This is a genomic window from Streptomyces sp. NPDC047971, assembly GCF_040653355.1.
In the GTDB taxonomy this organism is placed as follows: Bacteria; Actinomycetota; Actinomycetes; order Streptomycetales; family Streptomycetaceae; genus Streptomyces.
Map to the genome: position 1 here is coordinate 362671 of NZ_JBEZNW010000002.1, position 21876 is coordinate 384546.

The window sequence follows — 21876 nt, forward strand, 5'->3', positions numbered from 1 at the left end:
TCGTTCCGGGGACGTCGACCGGTGCTCGCACCGGCCGACGCACCCCCTTCGTGCTACCGCTGGGCCAGCCAGGCGGCCACCGCGGTCCATACGTCGGCCAGCGTCTCGGGCTTGGCCATCTCGTAGTGGGTGCACGGAACACCGGTCTCCGTGATCTCACCCGTGATGTAGGGCTTCCAGAGCTCGCCGGTCGCCTCGCCCTCCGGCTTGCTCTGCTCCGCCACGATCAGCAGCGCGTCTCCGTCGAAACGCCCGTGCTCGTGGTCGGCCCGGATGGTCCGGTGGTTCTGGAGGATCCGGGCGAACGTCCGGTACTCCTCCTCGGTTGCCGCGCCGAGGGCGCCTCCCGCTTCCCTGCGCACGACCTCGATCAGCCGGTCGACCTTGGCGTCCAGGTCGACCTCGCTCTCGTCGGCGTGGTCGACGGCCTCGCCGTCCCGACGCTGCCACGGGTACTGGTCGAGGATGACCAGCGCCGAGACCTCGTCCCCCGCCGCCCGCAACTGGACGGCCATCTCGTGGGCGACCGCCCCTCCGTAGGACCAGCCGAGCAGCCGGTAGGGGCCGCTCGCCTGCACCGAGCGGATCCGCTCGATGTACTCCGCCGCCATCTCCGTTACGGAGCAGGCGAGTTCGGAGGTGCCGTCCAGGCCGCGGGACTGCAGACCGTACAGCGGGATCTCCGCCGGTACGTGTCGCGCCATCGGCATGTAGCACCAGCTCAGGCCGCCCGCCGGGTGGATGAAGAAGAACGGCGGCTCGCTGCCCTGCTCCCTGATCGGCAGCAGGACGTCGAGCGCGTCGCGGATCGAGGAGAGGCTCATCCGCTTCATCAGCTCGCCGACGCTCGGCGCCGCGAACAGGTCGCGCACCGCGATCGACACGCCCCGCTCCCGCAGCGCCTCCACCAGCCGCACCGCGAGCAGCGAGTGCCCGCCGAGCGCGAAGAAGTCGTCGTCGACGCCCACGTCGGGCACCCCGAGGACCTGCGCGAACGCCTCGCACATGTTGTCCTCGAACGACGTCACCGCCCAGTTCGCCGCCTCGGCCACCGCGCCGCCCTCCGGGACGGGCAGGGCCTTGCGGTCCAGCTTCCCGTTCGGCATCAGCGGCAGCCGGTCGATGACGACCACCGCCGACGGCACCATGTAGCCGGGCAGCCGGTCCTGGGCCAGGCCGCGCGCCTCCCGGGCGATCCGGTCGGCCGCCGGCTCCGACTCCTCCTGTGCGGCCGCACCTCGGTTCGGCACCACGTACGCCACCAGGCGCTGGTCGCCCGGGGTGTCCTCGCGGACCAGGGCGACGGCCTGGCCGACCGAGGGGTGCGAGGCCAACGCGGCCTCGATCTCGCCCAGTTCGACACGGAAGCCACGGATCTTGACCTGGTCGTCGGAGCGCCCGACGTACTGCAGCTCCCCGTCGGAGGTCCACCGCACCACGTCACCGGTGCGGTAGATCCGCGCCCCGGGCTCCCCGAACGGGCCGGCCACGAAACGGCTCGCCGTCAGGTCCGGACGGCCCAGGTAGCCGCGCGCGACGCTCTTGCCCCCGATGTACAGCTCGCCCGCCACGCCCGGCGGAACCGGGGCGAGGGTGTCGTCGAGCACGTACACCTGGGTGTTGCCGATCGGGCCGCCGATCGACGTCGCGTCGGCCCCCTCCCCCGCCAGCTCCTTGGCGGTCGACCAGACCGTGGTCTCGGTCGGACCGTACAGGTTCGTCAGCGTAGGCGTCCTGGCGAGGAGAGTGCGGGCGAGGTCGCTCGGCAGCGCCTCCGCACCGATCATGGCGCGCACCCCCGACCAGTCGACCGGGTCGTCGGCGTCGGCGATCAGGCCGCGCCACAGACTCGGCGTCGCGTGGACGATGTTGGCGCCGGTGGTACGGATCAGGGAGCGCAGCGCCCACGGGTCGAGCACCTGCTCCTGTGAGGCGAGCACCATCCGTGCCCCGTTGAGGAACGGCAGGTAGAACTCGAAGCCCGCCATGTCGCAGCCGTGGGTGCTGACCGCCAGGAGCCGGTCGTCCGCGCCGAGCGCGAACCGGTCCTGCATCGCGCTCAGGAAGTTCACGATCGCGCGGTGCTCGACGAGCACTCCCTTCGGACGCCCGGTGGACCCGGAGGTGTAGATGACCCACATCGGGTGCTCCGGCCGCAGCGCCGCCGTGCGCTCGCCGTCGGCCAGCGGCCCGTCCGCGATTCCGGCGAGCCCCTCCACGACCTCCGCGCCGTCCAGCAGGAGCACGGGCACCTGCGGACGGTGCCCGGGCTCCGCCGGGCGGGCGTCCAGCTCCTCGCTGGTGAGCACGCACATCGCGCCGGAGTCGGCGGTGACGTACGCGATCCGGTCGGCGGGGTAGGCCGGGTCGATCGGCAGGTACGCGGCGCCCGACTTGATCACGCCGAGGAGGGCGACCACCAGGTCGACCGTCCGCTCGAAGACCGCCGCGACGACCGTCTCCGGGCCGACGCCACGGCCGGCGAGGTAGCGCGCGAGCCGGTTGGCCCTCGCGTCCAGCTCGGCGTAGGTCAGCTCCACGTCGCCGTGGACCAGGGCGACCGCGTCGGGCGTACGGGCGACCTGCGCCTCGAACAGCTCGACGACCGTCGCGTCCGGCACCTCGGCCTCGGTCGCGTTCCACTCGGTGAGCATCCGCGTACGCTCGTCCTCGCCCAGGATGTCCACCTCGCCGAGGCGGATCCCCGGTTCGGCGGCGAGCGTCGCGAGCACCCGGCTCAGCCGCTCGGCGATCCGCTCGACCGACTCGGGGTCGAACAGGTCGGCCGCGGCGACGAGCGAGCCGCGCATCCCCGCCGGGGCGCCTTCGGCGTCGTACAGCTCGGCGACGCTGACGTCCAGGTCGAACTTGACGACCGCCTCGGGACGGGCCGCCACGGTCCGGGCCGCCGGAGCCCCGCGCCGGGCGTCCACGCCCTCCAGGTCGAGCACCGCCTGCTCGTTGTTCTGCAGGAGCAGCATGACCTGGAACAGCGGGTGACGGGCCATCGACCGCGTCGGGGACAGCTCCTCGACCAGCCTCTCGAACGGCACGTCGGGGTGTGCGAACGCTCCGAGACCAGCCTCCCGTACTCGTCCGAGGACCTCCCGGAACGTCGGGTCCCCCGCCAGGTCGGTACGCAGGACGAAGGTGTTGACGAAGTAGCCGATCAGGTCGTCGAGGGCCTCGTCCGTGCGGCCCGCGATCGCGGAGCCGATCGGGACGTCGGTGCCCGCGCCGATCCGCGAGAGCAGGACGGACAGGGCGCCGTGCAGCACCATGAACATCGTCACGCCCTCGGCCCGTGCCAGCTCCGCCAGCCTCGCGTGGACGTCCGCCGGGATGTCGAGCGGCACCCGGTGGCCCCGGTGCGAGGCGATCGCCGGCCGCGTCCGGTCGAACGGCAGCTCCAGCTCCTCCGGCAGCCCGGCCAGTGTCTCTCGCCAGTAGGCGACCTGCTGGGAGATCAGGCTCTGCGGGTCCTGACTGTCCCCGAGCACCTCGCGCTGCCACAGCGCGTAGTCCGCGTACTGGACCGGCAGCGGCTCCCACCCCGGCGCCCGGCCCGCGCTGCGGGCCTCGTAGGCGATGGACACGTCACGGGCGAGCGGCGCCCACGACCAGCCGTCACTGGCGATGTGATGGACCACGACGACCAGGACGTGCTCCTCGGGCCCGGCACGGAACAGCCAGGCACGGACCGGTACTTCGGCCGCGAGGTCGAAGGTGTGCGCCTTCGCCGCCGCCACCGCGTCGGCCAGGGCGTCCGGCTCGACGTCGGCGACGGTCAGCTCCCAGTCCAGGGCGTCGATGTCGACGATCCGCTGGTACGGCTCGCCGTCGGCGACGCCGAAGACGGTCCGCAGCACCTCGTGCCGCCCGAGCAGGTCGCGGAATGCCGCTCCCATCGCGTCGGCGTCCACCGCTCCGGCGAGCCTGGCGGCCACCGGGATGTTGTAGGTGGGACTCGGCCCGTCCATCTGGTTGATGATCCACAGCCGGCGCTGTCCGTACGAGAGCGGAAGCCGCTCGGGACGCTCCATGGCCGTCAGCGCGGCCCGTGCCGCACGGGCTCCCGCCAGCTGCTCGGCAAGGCCCGCGACCGTGGGTGCTTCGAAAAGCGCCCGGATCTCGACCTCGACACCCAGGACCGCACGGATCCGGCTGACCAGACGCACCGCGAGGAGGGAATGCCCGCCCAGCTCGAAGAAGTCGTCGTCGACACCCACCTCGGCAAGACCGAGGACTTCCGCGAACGCCATGCACAGGATCTCCTCCTGCAGCGTGGCCGCACGACGCCCACCGGAGACGAGAGACGAGGAGTAGTCGGGTGCGGGCAGGGCCTTACGGTCCAGCTTCCCGTTGCCGGTCAGCGGCAGCGCGTCCAGGACCACGACCGCCGACGGCACCATGTGCTCCGGCAGCCGCTGCCCCGCGAACTCCCGCAGAGCAGGCACCAACTGCACCTTCTCCTGCGGCTCCAGATCATCCGCCACCACATACGCCACGAGCCTGCGATCACCCGCGACATCCTCGCGGGCGACCACGGCGGCCTGGTCCACCAGCGGATGCCCGGTCAGCACCCCTTGGACCTCACCCGGCTCGATCCGGTAGCCGCGGATCTTGACCTGGTCGTCGGCCCGGCCGGCGAAGACCACCTGGCCGTCAGCCGTCCACTTCGCCCGGTCACCCGTCCGATACATTCGCCGACCCGACTCGAACGGGTTCGCCACGAACCGCTCCGCCGTCAGGTCCTCTCGCCCCACGTAACCGCGTGCCAGGCCGGCACCGGACACGTACAGCTCACCCACGACGCCCGGCACAACCGGGTTCAGGTGCTGGTCGAGCACGTAGAAGCGGGTGTTGGCGACCGGCGATCCGACCGGAACCGCCTCCCCGGCGACCCGCTCCGGGGTCAGCCGGATGGTGGCGACACCGATCGTGGTCTCCGTCGGCCCGTAATGGTTGTGGACCTCCCGGTCGCCCGCAGCGGTGATCAGCTCCCGCAGCCACACCGGAGAGGCCGCCTCACCACCGAGGACGAGAGAGCGCGCCGGCAGCACGCCTTCCATGCCACCGGCCGCCGACAGCGCGGCCAGGTGCGAAGGCACCGCCTTGAAGTGATCGATCCGACGCTCGGCCAGGTACGCCGCGACCGCCTGCGGGTCGGTCACCGCACCCTCATCGAGAATGTGCAGCTCACCACCGGTCGCGAGACTGGCGAACACCACCGTGTTACCAAGGTCGGTCGCCTGCGCCTGCAGCAGCGCATATCGCGCACCAGGCCGGCCGAAACCGACCCGCTCCGGCACGGAACCCACATAGTTCGCCACACCGCCATGAGTCACCGCCACACCCTTGGGCTGACCCGTCGAACCCGACGTGTAGATGACATAGGCCAGCGACTGCGGTGCAACATGACGCTCGGGACGGTCGGTCGACGCCGCCGCGAGCTGCATCCCCACGAACGCGTCATCGATCGCGACGAGCCGCGAACGGCCGGCCGGCAGCTCGTCCAGAATCTCTTCGGTCGTCAGCGCAAGCGCCGCCCGGCTGTCACGCAGCATGTACGCGATCCGGTCCGTCGGCTGCCCCGGATCCACCGGCAGATAGCCCGCACCCGCCTTCCACACACCCAAGATCGCCGCGATCATGTCCACACCACGCGGCAGACACAGACCCACCACCGACTCCGCACCGATCCCCTGACCGATCAGGTAATGCGCGATCCGGTTCGCCCGCACATCCAGCTCCGCGTACGGAAGTTCCACACCTTCGCTGACGATCGCGACGGCCTCGGGGGCTCGCGTCGCCTGCTGCTCGAACAGCTCGTGCACCAGGGCCGGTCGTCCGTCGGTCGCCGTGTCGTTCCAGCCGACCAGCACCCGATGGCGCTCCACCTCGTCGAGTGCCGGGACACCGCTGAGACGGGTCTGCGGGCTGTCGCCGAGCAGGTCGAGCACGCGCACCCAGGACCGGGCGATGCGCTCGGCCCACTCCGCGTCGAAGAGGTCGGCGGCGACCGTGACCGAGCCGCGCAGCCCGGCCGGGGCGCCGTCGACGTCGTACGTCTCCCCCACCATCACGTCGAGGTCGAACTTCGCCGCACGGGTACCGGTGGACATGCCACCGGTCCACACGACCGGTGTGGCCAGCGCGTCGAGACCGGCACTGACGGTGTTCTGCTTCGTCAGGACGACCTGGAAGAGCGGGTGGCGGGCCATGGAGCGGGCCGGGGCCAGCTCCTCGACCAGCCGCTCGAACGGAACGTCCTGGTGGGCGAAGCCGGACAGGCCCGCTTCCCGGACCCGGGCGAGCAGCTCGGTGAAGGCCGGGTCGCCCGAGAGGTCCGCCCGCAGCACCTGGGTGTTGACGAAACAGCCGACCAGATCGTCGAGGGCCTCGTCGCCGCGGCCCGCGTGCGCCGAACCGATCGGGACGTCGGTGCCCGCTCCCAGCTTCGAGAGCAGCGTGGCGAGAGCGGCCTGGAGGACCATGAACACGGTCACGCCCTCGGCGCGCGCCAGCTCCACGAGGCGCGCATGCACCTCCGCGGGTACGTCGAGCCCGACACTGTGCCCCAGGTGCGAGGCGACCGCCGGCCGTGACCGGTCGAAGGGAAGATCCAGCTCTTCCGGAGAGCCTGCCAGCGTCTGTCGCCAGTAGGCGAGCTGACGGGCGATCACACTGTCGGGGTCCGACTCGTCCCCGAGCAGTTCACGCTGCCAGAGCGCGTAGTCGGCGTACTGGACCGGCAGCGGCTCCCACTCCGGGGCGCTGCCCCCGACGCGCGCTGCGTAGGCCGTGGAGAAGTCCCGGGCCAGGGGCGCCCGCGACCAGCCGTCGCTCGCGATGTGGTGGACGAGGACGACGAGGACGCGCTCGCCCTCCCGGGTCTCGAACAGGGTGGCCCGGATCGGTACCTCGACGGCAAGGTCGAAGGCGTACCGCGCGGCTCCGGCGACCGCGTCCTCCAGCCCGGCCGCGTCGACCTCCGCGACATCCAACTCCCATTCGAGAGACTCGATTTCGACGACCTGCTGGTACGGCTCACCGTCCGCGACACCGAAGACGGTCCGCAGGACCTCGTGCCGCCCGATGACGTCCCGCAGCGCCGCGTTCAGGGCCTGCCGGTCGACCTCTCCGGACAGACGGAGGGCGATCGGGCTGTTGTACGTCGAGCTCGGGCCCTCCAACTGGGAGATGAACCAGAGGCGTTGTTGGGCAAAGGAGAGCGGGACGCGTTCCGGTCGTTTCCCTGCGGTGAGTGCGAGGCGGGCCTGTCCGGCACCGGTCAGCCCGGCCGCGAGACCGGCGACGGTCGGGGTCGCGAACAGCGCCCGCAGCGCGACCTCGACCCCCAGGACCGTACGGACCCGACTGATCAGACGCACCGCGAGGAGCGAATGACCGCCCAGAGCGAAGAAGTCGTCGTCCACCCCGACCTCGGGCAGCCCCAGCACCTGGGCGAACACCCCACACAACAGCTCTTCCTGCAGGGTCACAGGGCCTCGACCGCCGGCACCCGTGACGTACTCGGGAGCGGGAAGCGCCTTTCGGTCCAGCTTGCCGTTGACGTTCAGCGGCAGCGCGTCCAAGGGCACGATCGCCGACGGAACCATGTAGGACGGCAGGCGGCGGTCGGCCAGTGCGGTCAGGATCCGGGGCAGCTCATCGGCCACTCCTTCCTCGGCCGGGACCACGTAGGCAACCAGGCGCTTGTCCCCCGGAATGTCCTCGCGGGCAATGACGACCGCCTGCGCAATCAGGGGATGCCCGGCCAGCACCGACTGGACCTCGCCCAGCTCGATACGGAATCCACGGATCTTGACCTGCTCGTCCGCCCGGCCCAGGTACTCGATCTGGCCGTCCGTGTTCCAGCGCACGATGTCACCCGTACGGTAAAGACGACCACCCGCGTTCGAGAACGGGTCGGCGACGAAGCGCTCACCCGTCAGCTCCGGTCGGCCCAGATAACCACGGGCCAGACCCGACCCGGCGATATACAGCTCTCCCGGAACCCCGGCAGGGACGGGGGTCAGCGCGCCGTCCAGGACGTAGACCCGCGCGTTGGAGATCGGCCGGCCGATCGGGACCACGCCTTGCACGTCGGTGTCGGAGTACCAGGCGGTCGTGTAGACCGTGGCCTCCGTCGGCCCGTAGATGTTCGCAACCCGGGCACCGGGAATCGCCGACCGGATACCCGAAACCGCATCCGCCGTCAGCGCCTCACCCGCCAACACCACCGTCCGAGGGCGGGCCTGGATAGCACCGGAGGTCACCATCTGCGCGAACGCCGACGGCACACCACTGACAAGACTCACCTCCCCCACACCAGCATCCGCGTCAGCCAGCGCCAGGAGATCCGGCACCACCTCGACACTGCCGCCCGAAACCAGCGGGCCGAACAGTTCGAAGACCGACACATCGAAATTGAAGGACGTCGACACCAGCACCCGCCGGAAGTCCTCACCCGAGAACTCCGCCGCCGCCCAGCCCAACAGACCCGCCACCGAACGGTGCTCCACCACCACACCCTTCGGGCGACCCGTCGAACCCGACGTATAGATCACATACGCCGGCTGCTCAGGCCGAATCACCGTCCCCAGCCCACTGCTTTCGAAGCCGGCCAGATCCAGACCATCCAGCAGCACCACCGTGGCATCCGACGACACAACCGCCGCAGCCGTGCCCGCCGAAGCCAGCACCACCACCGGGTTCGCATCCGCCAGCATGAACCCGACACGATCCACCGGATAGCCCGGATCAATCGGCAGATACGCACCCCCGGCCTTCAGCACCGCAAGCAGCGCCACCACCGACTCAATGCCCCGCTCCAGACACACACCGACAAACGACTCCGCACCCACCCCCCGACCGACCAGGTAGCGCGCCAGCCGATTCGCACGAGCATCCAGCTCCGCGTACGAAACCTCGACACCACCCGACACCACAGCCACCGACCCCGGCGCCCGCGCCACCTGCGCCTCGAACAACCCCACCACCGTGGCGTCACCCGGCACCACAACCCCGGTGTCGTTCCACTCCGTCAGGACCCGGTGCCGCTCGGTCTCGTCCAGGACCTGGACCGTGCTCAGCGGCAGGTCCAGGCCGGACACCAGGACGGTTTCGAGGGCGGAAACCAGGTTCTGCGCGGCCGTGCGCAGGAAGAGGCCCACCGTCTCGGGGTCGATCGGCGCTACCGCGTGGACGGCCAGCGAGATCCGGTCGCCGTTGTCGTCGACCGAGACCATCAGCGGGTAGTTGGTGCGCTCCTCGAAGAAGACCCTCCTGATCCCGTCGAGCCGCTCGTCGCGGACCTGAGGGGCCTCGGGCTCGGTCGTACCGCCGCCACTGTTGTGGCGATAGTTGAAGAGCGCGGTGAACAGGGGTGCGTCACCCGTCACCCCGCTGGCCTGCTGCGCCACCGTGAGCGGCGCGTGCTCGTGCTCGAGCAGTTCCGCCAGCTGGCCGCGCATCGCGGACACGGCTGTGAGAACTCCGAGTTCGTCGGTGCGCACGCGCACCGGCAGGGTGTTGAGGAAGGGACCCGGCACGCGGTCGGAGCCCGTACCGGCGTTCATGCGACCGAACAGGACCGTGCCGAACACCACGTCCTCCCGACCACTGACCGCGGCCAGCACGCGGGCCCACGCCAGGTGCATCAACGTCGCCGGGCTTGCGCCCAGTCGACGCGAGACGTCGAGCAGGCGCGCGTGCAGCTCGTCGTCGAAGACGACCCGGGAGCGGGTCGTGCCCGTGCCGTCGCCGTGGACGTCGACCAGGCCGAAGGGGGCGGTGGGCTCGGTGACGTCACCGAGGAGTTCGGCGAAGTACCGTTCGTGCTCGCCGGTGGTCACCCCGGCGCGGGCCTGGGCGACGAAGTTGCGGAAGGGCAGCGGCTCCGCGAGGGTGCCGTCGCGTCCGGTGAGGAACGCGTTGACCTCGGCGAGCATGACCTCCAGGGCAGTGTGGTCCTGCACCATGTGGTGGATCCGCACCAGAGCCAGCCACTGGTCGCCGCCGGGCACGCGGCCCGCGAGGACCCGGATCAGCGGGGCCCGGCCCAGGTCCATGGACCCGCCGCCGGCCGCGAGGAGCTGCTGCACCGGGTCGCCGCCCTCGGCGTCCAGAGTGACGAACTCGACCGGCAGGGCCGCCTGCCGCCGCACCACCTGGACCGGCTCGCGCAGACCCTCCCACACGATGGACGTGCGGTAGATGTCATGGCGGTCGACGACGCTCTGGAGTGCCTGGGTGAAGGTGCCGAGACGCTCCCGGGTGTCGAACTCGACGACCGTCGGCATGACGTACGTGTCCTTCCCTCCCTCGTTGAGGAGGTGGTGGAAGAGCAGGCCCTCCTGGAGCGGGGCCAGCGGGTACACGTCCGCGACGTTCGCCGCGCCACCGCCGACAGTGGCGACGACCGTGGCCAGTTCGTCGGTGGTGAGGTCGACGAGCGGCAACATCTCCGGCGTGATCGCGGTCGCGCCGACCGGGATGAGGTTCGCCGGGACGGCCACCGGCTCGGCGCCCGCCGAGGCGGCAAGCCCGGCCGGGGTCGGGGCGTCGAAGAGAGCCCTGATCGAGACGGAGACACCACGCGTACGGAGCAGGGCGACCAGACGGATCGCGAGCAGCGAGTGGCCGCCGAGCCGGAAGAAGTCGTCGTCCACGCCGACCCCGTCGAGGCCCAGGACCTCGGCGAAGGCCGCGCACAGGATCTCCTCGCGGGCGTTGGAAGGCCCGCGGCGGCTGCCGGTGACGTACTCGGGGGCGGGCAGTGACTTGCGGTCCAGCTTGCCGTTGACGTTCAGCGGCAGCGCATCCATGACCACGATCGCGGACGGGACCATGTAGGACGGCAGGCGGTCGCTGACGAACTCACTTATGCGGAGCGACAGTTCAGTTGCTGCTGCCTCCTCCACCGGGACTACGTAGGCGACGAGGCGCTTGTCCCCCGGGGTGTCCTCTCGGGCGATCACGACCGCCTGAGCGACCTCCGGGTGGCCGGCGACCGCGGACTGCACTTCGCCCAGCTCGATGCGGAAGCCACGGATCTTGACCTGCTCGTCAGCACGGCCCAGGTACTCGACCTGACCCTCGGCGTTCCAGCGGACCACATCACCCGTGCGGTAAAGACGACCACCAGTGACGGAGAAGGGGTCGGCGACGAAGCGTTCACCGGTCAGCTCCGGTCGGCCCAGATAGCCACGGGCCAGACCCGCACCCGCGATATACAGCTCACCCGGAACCCCGGCAGGGACCGGGGTCAGCGCCCCGTCCAGAACGTAGACCCGCGCGTTGGAGATCGGCCGGCCGATCGGGACCACGCCTTGCACGTCGGTGTCGGAGTACCAGGCGGTCGTGTAGACCGTGGCCTCGGTCGGCCCGTAGATGTTGGCGACCCGGGCACCGGGAATCGCCGACCGGATACCCGAAACCGCATCAGCCGTCAGCGCTTCACCCGCGAGCACCACGGTCCGCGGGCGTGCCTGGATAGCACCGGAGGTCACCATCTGCGCGAACGCCGACGGCACACCACTGACAAGACTCACATCACCCACACCGGCATCCGCGTCAGCCAGCGCCAGGAGATCCGGCACCACCTCGACACTGCCGCCCGAAACGAGCGGGCCGAACAGTTCGAAGACCGACACATCGAAGTTGAACGACGTCGACACCAGCACCCGCCGGAAGTCCTCACCCGAGAACTCCGCCGCTGCCCAGCCCAGCAGACCCGCCACCGAACGGTGCTCGACCACCACGCCCTTCGGGCGACCCGTCGAACCCGACGTATAGATCACATATGCCGGCTGCTCAGGCCGGATCACCGAACCCAACGGTCCACTCTCGAAACCGGCCAGCTCGGCGTCCTCCAGCAGCACCACCGTGGCATCCGACGACGCAACCGCCGCAGCCGTGCTCGCCGAAGCCAGCACCACCACCGGGTTCGCGTCCGCCAGCATGAACCCGACCCGCTCCACCGGATAGCCCGGATCGATCGGCAGATACGCACCCCCGGCCTTCAGCACTGCCAGCAGCGCCACCACCGCATCGACACCACGCTCCAAGCAGACACCGACGAACGACTCGGCACCCACCCCCCGACCGGCCAGGTAGCGCGCCAGACGATTCGACCTGGCATCCAGCTCCGCGTACGAAACCTCGACACCTCCCGACACCACAGCCACCGACCCCGGCGCCCGCGCCACCTGCGCCTCGAACAACCCCACCACCGTGGCGTCACCCGGCACCACAACCCCGGTGTCGTTCCACTCCGTCAGCACCTGACGCAGCCCCGCCTCGTCCAGCACCTGAACAGAGCCGAGCGGCACGTCCTCGTCGTGGTCGAGGACCGATTCGAGCGCGGAGACCAGGTTCCCGGCCGCCGTGCGCACGAACTCGCCCACCACGCGCGGATCGATCGGAGCCACCGCGTCCACCGCGAGCGTGAACAGGTCGCCGTTGTCGTTGACCGAGACCATCAGCGGGAAGTTGGTGCGCTCCCGCGTGAAGACGGCCCGCATGCCGTCCATGCCCTCGTGGCGCCGCTTGTCCGCGCGCTCCTCTGCGCTGCGGCCCGGGTTGTGCCGGAAGTTGAACAAGGCGGTGAACAGCGGGGTGTCTCCGGTGACGCCGCTGGCGCGCTGCGCCACGACGAGCGGAGCGTGCTCGTGCTCCAGGAGCTCCGCCAGCTGGCCGCGCATCGCGGAGACTGCAGCGCGGACACCGGAGGCGTCCGTGCGGACGCGGACGGGGAGCGTGTTCATGTACGGGCCGGGGACCTGGTCCGCGCCCTCGCCCGCGTTCATGCGGCCGAACAGGACGGTGCCGAAGACGACGTCCTCGCGGCCGCTGACCGCCGCGAGCACCCGGGACCACGCGACGTGCATGACGGTCGCGGGGCTGGCGCCGAGGCGCCGCGAGACTTCCCGGAGCCGTAGGGTCAACTCCGAGTCGAACGGGACCACTTCACGTACGGCTCCGGCACCGTCACCGCGTACGTCCGCGACGCCGAAGGGTGCGGTGGGCTCGGTGACGTCGCCGAGCAGATCGGCGAAGTACCGCTCGTGCTCCGAGCGCTCGACGGCACCGCGCGTCTGCGCGACGAAGTTGCGGAACGGCAGCGGCTGCGCCAGCTCCCGCCCTCGGCCTGCGAGGATCGCCTGCACCTCGTTGAAGACGATCTCCAGCGCGGTGTGGTCGCGCACGACGTGGTGCGCCCGCAGCAGCCCGAGCCAGCGGCCGTCGCCGGGGATCCGAGCCGCGTGCATCCGGATCAGCGGGGCCTCGCCGAGGTCCATGCGCAGGCCGCCGGCCGCGAGGAGCTGCTCCGTCGGGTCGCCGCCCTCGGGGTCGAGGGTGACCTCGGTGACAGGGAGGGTGACGTGGCGCCAGACGACCTGGACCGGCTCGCGCAGGCCCTCCCAGACAATGGACGTGCGGTAGATGTCGTGGCGGTCGACGACCTGCTGGAGCGCGTCCGCGAAGGCGTCGAGCCGGTCGCGGGCATCGAACTCGAGCACGGTCGGCATGACGTAGGCGTCGTCTCCACCGTCCGCGAGGAGGTGGTGGAAGAGCAGGCCCTCCTGGAGCGGGGCGAGCGGGTAGACGTCCGCGACGTTCGCCGCGCCACCATCGACGGTGGAGACGACCGCGGCCAGTTCGTCTGCGGTGAGGTCGACGAGCGGCAGCATGTCGGGCGTGATCTCGGTCGCGCCGACCGGGATCAGGTTGTCCGGCACCTCGACCTGGACGGCGCCCACGGAGGCGGCGAGGCCGGCAGGCGTGGGGGCCTGGAAGAAGGAGCGGACCGAGACGGAGACGCCGCGCTTCTGCAGGAGGGCGACGAGCCGGATGGCGAGGAGCGACTGGCCGCCGAGCCGGAAGAAGTCGTCATCGACGCCGACGCTCTCCAGCCCCAGGACTTCGGCGAACGCGGCGCACACGATCTCTTCACGGGCGTTGGAGGGACCGTTCCCCACGCTGACCACGTGCTCGGGGGCGGGCAGGGCCTTGCGGTCGAGCTTGCCGTTGGCGGTCAGCGGCAGCGCGTCCAGGACGACGACCGCCGAGGGGACCATGTACTCGGGCAGGCTCCGCGCCACGAACTCCGCGACCGGCTCGACCGGTTGACCGCTGGTGACGACGTACGCCACCAAGCGACGGTCGCCCGGGGTGTCCTCACGTACCACCACCGCGGCATGCGCAACCTGCGGATGCGCGGCAACCGCCGCCTGGACCTCACCCGGCTCGATGCGGAAACCGCGGACCTTCACCTGGTCGTCGGTGCGGCCCAGGAAAACCAGCCGGCCGTCCACCGTCCACCGCACACGGTCCCCGGAACGGTACATCCGCTCACCCGAGACCGAGAACGGCGAAGCGACAAACCGCTCCGCGGTCAGCCCCGCACGGTTCACATAGCCGCGGGCCACACCCGTACCGGAGACATACAGTTCACCGGCCACGCCCACCGGGACGGGCCGCAGAGCCTCGTCGAGGACGAAGACACGGGCGTTGGCCACAGGCCTGCCGACCACGACGGCGGCCGACTCGGAGAGGCGGGCGATCGTGGTGTCGACGGTCGCCTCGGTCGGACCGTAGAAGTTGAAGCCCTCCACCCCGTCCAGCGACCGCAGCCGCTCCCACAGACCCGCCGGAGTGGCCTCACCACCCACGCCGATACGGGCGGGGTGCTGTTCGTTCTCGAAAAGACCCTCATCCACGAGGACTTGGAGATACGAGGGGGTGATCTCGGCGAAGTCGATACGCGAAGAACGCATCCACGCCACCACACGCCCCGCGTCCAGCCACGTGTCCGCGTCCACCACATGCAACTCGTGGCCCGTGAACAGAGCCGCCAGCTGATTCCAGGACGCGTCGAAGGACACCGACGTCGTCAACGCGACCCGCAGCGGCGCCCCGTCCGTGACGAACACCGTCCGGCCGTGCCCCTCACACAGGCTCACCGCACCACCGTGTGTGACCACCACACCCTTCGGACGGCCCGTCGAACCGGAAGTGTAGATCACGTACGCAGGGTGCTCAGGCCGAATCCGGATGCCCAGCGGGCCGTCGTCCAGACCCGCAAGCGCGGCCGCCGTCTCCGGGTCGTCAAGCAGAACCACGGGCGCGTCCGTCGCGGGCACCACCTCGGCCGTCCCGACGGAGGCGAGCACCGCCGCGGGGGCGGCGTCCTCGACCATGTACGCGAGGCGGTCGGCCGGGTAGTCCGGGTCGAGCGGCAGATAGGCGCCACCGGCCTTCAGAACCGCGAGCAGAGCGACGATCAGATCCGCACCCCGCTCCAGACACACCCCCACCACAGACTCAGGACCCACACCCTGAGCAGCCAGGTAGCGCGCCAGACGACCGGCACGGGAATCCAGCTCGGCATACGAGAGCCCCACACCGGACGCGACGACCGCAACCGCCCCCGGCGCACGCGCCACCTGCGCCGCGAACAGCTCCGGCAGCGAACCAGCCACCACCGGAACAGCCGTCTCGTTCCACTCCGCCAGGCGCCGACGCTCGCCCTCGTCCAGGACCTCGACCGCGCTCAGCCTGGACTGCGGGGCCGTGACCAGCAGCTCGATGGCCTGGGCCCAGCGGGCGACGATGCGCTCGGCCGTCTCGACGTCGAAGAGGTCGGCGGAGGCGACGACCGAACCGCGCAGGCCCGCCGGAGCGCCCTGGGCGTCGAAGACCTCCGTGACCGAGGCGTCCAGGTCGAACTTCGCCGCGGACTCGCTGGTCGCCGGGCCGTCGTGGGTGGCGGACCTGCTCGGGGCGGCGGCACCCGCGCCCGCCGTGCCCGGCAGGTCGAGGACGGCCTCGCCGGTGTTCTGGACCTTCAGCATGACCTGGAACAGGGGGTGCCGGGCCAGCGAGCGGGCCGGAGCCAGCTCCTCGACCAGCTTCTCGAACGGCACCTCCTGGTGCTCGAACGCCGCCCAGTCCGTCTGCCGCACCCGTGAGAGCAGCTCGGTGAAGGTCGGGTCACCCGACACGTCCGTGCGCAGGACGAGGGAGTTGATGAAGAAGCCGACGAGGTCGTCGAGGGCGACGTCCGTACGCCCGGCGACGGTCGTGCCGATCGGGATGTCGGTGCCCGCGCCGAGGCGGGAGAGCACGGCCGCGAGGGCGGCCTGCAGCACCATGAAGGGGGTCACGCCCTCGGCCTTGGCCAGCTCGGCGAGGCGCGCGTGCACCTCGGCGGGAACGGTCAGCGGCACCTTGTGGCCCCTGCGGGAAGGAAGGGCCGGCCGCGAACGGTCGACGGGAAGCTCCAGCTCCTCCGGGACATCCGCCAACACCCCACGCCAGTAGGCCGTCTGATTGGCCATGACGCTCTCGGGATCCGACTCGTCGCCGAGCATCTCGCGCTGCCAGAGCGTGTAGTCGGCGTACTGGACGGGCAGCGGCTCCCACTCGGGAGCCTTGCCCTCGCTGCGCGCCGCATAGGCCGTCGAAAGGTCGCGGGCCAGCGGGCGCTTGGACCAACCGTCGCTTGCGATGTGATGCGTCACCAGGGCGAGCACCTGCTCGTCGTCACCGCTGGAGAACAGGGATGCGCGGATCGGTATCTCGGCCGACAGGTCGAAGGTGTGGCCGAGGACGTCGGCGATCGCGCCGTCGAGCTCGGCCGGCTCGACCTCGGCCACCGTCAGCGCCCAGTCCAGGTCGGCCGCCTTCAGGATGTGCTGGTACGGCTCGCCGTCCGCGACCCGGTAGACCGTGCGCAGGACCTCGTGGCGGCCGATCACGTCCCGCAGTGCCGCGCCGAGCGCGGCACCGTCGGTGTCGCCCGAGAGGCGCAGTACGACAGGGATGTTGTAAGTGGAGCTCGGGCCCTCGGACTGGCTGAGGAACCACAACCGACGCTGCGCGAATGACAACGGAATCATCAGGACTCCTCCTGGTTACGCATCGGCCGCAACGCCGGCCTTGCTGTCTTCTGGTTGGCAAGTTGTTGTGCGAGTGCTGCCACGGTCGACGCCTCGAGGAGCACGCGGAGCGGGACCTCGACGCCAAGCTCGGCGCGGATCCTGCTGGTCAGGCGGACGGCGAGCAGCGAGTGGCCGCCGAGTGCGAAGAAGTCGTCGTCGACACCGACTTCGGGCAGACCCAGGAGTTCGGCGAAGGCCGCACAGAGGATCTCCTCCTGGCGGTTCGCCGGTCCGCGCCCCGCCGTGACGGAATGCTCGGGAGCGGGGAGGGCCTTGCGGTCGAGCTTGCCGTTACCGGTCAGCGGGAGGGCGTCGAGCACGACGACCGCCGCCGGGACCATGTGCTCCGGTAGTCGCCGGCCCGCGAACTCGCGTACCTGGGTGCCGATTTCGGGATCGACCTCGTCCTGCTCGGTCGGGACGACGTAGGCGACGAGGCGGGTGTCCCCCGGCACGTCCTCCCGAGCGATGACAGCAGCCTGCGCGACCTCGCGATGCGCAGCCACCACCGCCTGGACCTCACCCGGCTCGATCCGGAAGCCCCGAACCTTCACCTGCTCGTCCGCACGGCCCAGGTACTCCAGCAGACCGTCACCCGTCCACCGGGCCACGTCACCGGTGCGATACATCCGGCCGCCGGGCTCGAACGGGTTCGCGGTGAAGCGCTCCGCAGTCAGACCCGGACGCTTCACATAACCGCGCGCGAGCTGGACGCCGGCGATGTACAGCTCACCCGCGACACCCGGAGCGACCGGCTGCAGACGATCGTCGAGGACGTAGAGGCGGGTGTTGGCGATCGGGCGACCGATCGGCACCGACTCACCGACCTCCTGCCCCGCCGTGATCTCGAAGACACAGCAGCCGACCACCGCCTCCGTCGGCCCGTACTCGTTCACGACCACCGACCCGGGAGCCCGCGACAGCCAGTCACGCACCACCCCACCGGGCAGAGCCTCACCACCGACGACCCAACGCCGGGCAGCCGACGCCGTCTGCTCCGCGGTCAGCATCTCCGCAAGCAGCGGCAAGTGGGCGGGGACCGCCTTGACCAGACCGAAGCCACCGCTCTCGCGGATCAGCTCCGCCAGGCCCTCAGCCCCACCCGTCTCACTCGCCACCACCGCGGAACCCGCGACCAGCGGCACCAGAACGCTGGTCACCGTCAGATCGAAAGCCAGCGAGGAGTGGAGCGGCGCACCGCCTCCCTCACTCATTCCGTACGCGTCGGCAGCCCAGGCGACGTAGTTCGCCAGACCACCATGCGTAACCGCCACACCCTTCGGCCGCCCCGTCGAACCCGACGTATAGATCACATACGCGAGCCCATCAGCCGCGACCTCGACACAAGGAGACTCGAGCGACGCCACCGCGAGCTGCATCCCCACAAGCGTGCTGTCGAGAGCCACGAACCGGTTCCGACCAGCCGGGAGATCATCAAGGATCTCCTCCGTCGTCAGCGTGAGCACCGCACCCGAGTCGGCCAGCATGAACCCGATCCGCTCAGCCGGATACTCCGGATCGATCGGCAGATATCCCGCGCCCACCTTCCACACCGCGAGAACCGCCACCACCGCATCGACCCCACGCGGCAGACACAGACCCACCACCGACTCGACACCCACCCCCTGACCGATCAGATAGCCGGCCAGCCGATTCGCACGGGCGTCCAGCTCCGCATACGAAACCGACCCACCATCCGCGACGACCGCCACCGCACCCGGCGTCCGCGCAGCCTGCGCCGCAAACAGCCCCGGCACCAGCACCGATCCCAGATCAGCGGCCGTGTCGTTCCACTCCACCACCACCCGACGCCGCTCACCGGCATCGAGGACCTGGAGCGCACTCAGCCTCGTACCGCTGTCGCCCACCAGCAGGCCAAGCACCCGAATCAGGCGCTGACCGAGCCCCTCGACCGTCTCCCGGTCGAACAGGTCAGCCGCCGCGACCACCGAGCCCCACACGCCGGCCGGGACGCCGTGCTCGTCGAAGGACTCGGATACCCGGACCTCCAGGTCGAACTTGGCCGCCGCCTTCGCGATCCCGACGCCCCCGGCTCGTGCACCGGGGAGATCGAGGACTGCCTGGGCGTTGTTCTGGAGGTCCAACTGCACCTGGAACAACGGATGGCGGGCCATCGAACGCGACGGGGCAAGCTCCTCCACCAGCCGCTCGAACGGCACCTCCTGGTGAGCCAGGGCCGACAGGCTGGCCTCCCGCACCCGGCCCAGAACCTCACGGAACGTCGGGTCCCCCGACAGATCCGTACGTATGACCAGGGTGTTGATGAAGAAGCCGACCAGGTCGTCGAGAGCTTCGTCCGTACGGCCCGCGTTCGCCGAACCGATCGGAATGTCCGTACCCGCGCCGAGGCGGGAGAGCGTCATCGCCAGGGCTGCCTGGAGGACCATGAACGTGGTCACACCCTCGGTCCGCGCGACCTCCACCAGCCGGGCGTGTACCTCGGCCGGGACGACCAGGGGAACGCGGTGGCCGACGTGCGAGGCGGCCGTCGGCCGTGACCGGTCGAAGGGAAGCTCCAGCTCTTCCGGTGAGCCTGCCAACGTCTCGCGCCAGTAAGCGAGTTGGCGGACGATCACGCTGTCGGGGTCGTTCTCGTCGCCGAGCAGCTCGCGCTGCCACAGCGCGTAGTCGGCGTACTGGACCGGCAGTGGCTCCCACTCGGGCACCCGACCCTCGGCACGCGCCGCGTAGGCCGTGGACAGGTCCCGCGCCAGGGGGGCCGTCGACCAGCCGTCGCCCGCGATGTGGTGCATCACGATCACGAGCACCTGCTCGCTGGACCCCGCCTCGAACAGCGTGGCCCTGATCGGCAGCTCAGAGGTCAGGTCGAACTCGCCGGCAGCGGCGGTCGCGACGGCGCCGTCCAGCTCTTCGGGCGAGGCGTGGATGTGCTCCAACTGCCAGGCAAGTGAGCTGAGTTCGACTACGTTCTGGTACGGTTCGCCGTCTTCGGTCGGGAAGACGGTCCGCAGGACCTCGTGCCGCCCGATCACGTCCCGCAGGGCCAGTCCGAGCGCGTCCCGGTCGACACCGCCATCGAGACGGAGGGCGAACGGGATGTTGTACGTCGAACTCGGACCCTCCAACTGCGCCAGGAACCAGAGACGTTGTTGGGCGAAGGAGAGCGGGACACGCTCCGGGCGTTCCCCTGCGGTCAGGGCGAGCCTGGCCTGACCGGCACCGGTCAGAGCACACGCGAGACCGGCGACGGTCGGGGTCTCGAACAGGGACCGCAGCGGGACCTCCACGCCCAGGACCGTACGGACCCGGCTGATGAGACGCACCGCGAGCAACGAGTGGCCACCAAGAGCGAAGAAGTCGTCGTCCACCCCGACCTCGGGAACCCCGAGCACCTGGGCGAACACCCCGCACAACAGCTCTTCCTGCAGGGTGACCGGACCCCGACCACCGCTGCCGGCGGCGTACTCCGGGGCGGGCAGGGCCTTACGGTCCAGCTTGCCGTTGAGGTTCAGCGGCAGCGCATCCATGACCACGATCGCCGACGGGACCATGTAGGACGGCAGCCGCTCACCCGCGAACTCGGCTATGTCGATTCGCAGTTCATCCGCAGCCTCGCCGTCGTTCGGGACGACGTATGCGACCAGGCGCTTGTCCCCCGGAATGTCCTCACGGGCGATCACGACCGCCTGCGCGACGAGGGGATGCGCGGCCAGCACCGACTGGACCTCGCCCAGCTCGATACGGAATCCACGGATCTTGACCTGCTCGTCCGCGCGGCCCAGGTACTCGATCTGGCCGTCCGTGTTCCAGCGCACGATGTCACCCGTACGGTAAAGACGACCACCCGCGTTCGAGAACGGGTCGGCGACGAAACGCTCACCCGTCAGCTCCGGTCGGCCCAGATAGCCACGGGCCAGACCGGCACCCGCGATATACAGCTCTCCCGGAACACCCACCGGCACCGGTGAGAGCGTGCCGTCCAGGACATAGACCCGCGCGTTGGAGATCGGCCGGCCGATCGGGACCACGCCTTGCACGTCGGTGTCGGAGTACCAGGCAGTCGTATAGACCGTGGCCTCCGTCGGGCCGTAGATGTTGGCGACCCGCGCACCGGGAATCGCCGACCGGATGCCCGAAACCGCATCCGCCGTCAGCGCCTCACCCGCGAGCACCACCGTCCGCGGGCGAGCCTGGATAGCACCGGAGGTCACCATCTGCGCAAACGCCGACGGCACACCACTGACAAGACTCACATCCCCCACCGGCGTATCAGCATCCGCCAGCGCCAGGAGATCCGGCACCACCTCGACACTGCCGCCCGACACGAGCGGGCCGAACAGCTCGAAGACCGACACATCGAAATTGAACGACGTCGACACCAGCACCCGCCGGAAGTCCTCACCCGAGAACTCCGAAGCCGCCCAGCCCAACAGACCCGCCACCGAACGGTGCTCGACCACCACACCCTTCGGCCGCCCCGTCGAACCCGACGTATAGATCACATACGCCGGCTGCTCCGACCGGATCACCGAACCCAGCCCACTGCTTTCGAAGCCGGCCAGATCCAGACCGTCCAGCAGCACCACCGTGGCATCCGACGACGCAACCGCCGCAGGAGTGCCCGCCGAAGCCAGCACCACCACCGGGCTCGCATCCGCCAGCATGAACCCGACCCGATCCACCGGATAGCCCGGATCGATCGGCAGATACGCACCCCCGGCCTTCAACACCGCAAGCAGCGCCACCACCGCATCGACACCACGCTCCAAGCAGACACCGACGAACGACTCGGCACCCACCCCCCGACCGACCAGATAGCGCGCCAGACGATTCGCACGAGCATCCAACTCCGCGTACGAAACCTCGACACCTCCCGACACCACAGCCACCGACCCCGGCGCCCGCGCCACCTGCGCCTCGAACAACCCCACCACCGTGGCGT

The 21876-nt window shown here is 70.3% G+C and carries 2 protein-coding genes; both read right to left on the minus strand.

From position 1 onward, the window contains the following. Positions 1-53 precede the first annotated feature (53 nt). Positions 54-16910 carry an amino acid adenylation domain-containing protein gene (locus AB0D99_RS04120; protein ID WP_362356646.1) on the minus strand — a complete coding sequence of 5619 codons (16857 nt, stop codon included), beginning with the start codon at positions 16908-16910 and terminating at the stop codon, positions 54-56. Beyond that, positions 16910-21859 carry an amino acid adenylation domain-containing protein gene (locus AB0D99_RS04125; protein ID WP_362356648.1) on the minus strand — a complete coding sequence of 1650 codons (4950 nt, stop codon included), beginning with the start codon at positions 21857-21859 and terminating at the stop codon, positions 16910-16912. The genes AB0D99_RS04120 and AB0D99_RS04125 overlap by 1 nt, the downstream gene beginning before the upstream one ends. Positions 21860-21876: the final 17 nt, after the last annotated feature.

Bases quoted from the DNA above. Each gene is read 5' to 3' on its own strand.
- AB0D99_RS04120 (WP_362356646.1), bottom strand. From the start codon at position 16,910: ATGATTCCGTTGTCATTCGCGCAGCGTCGGTTGTGGTTCCTCAGCCAG.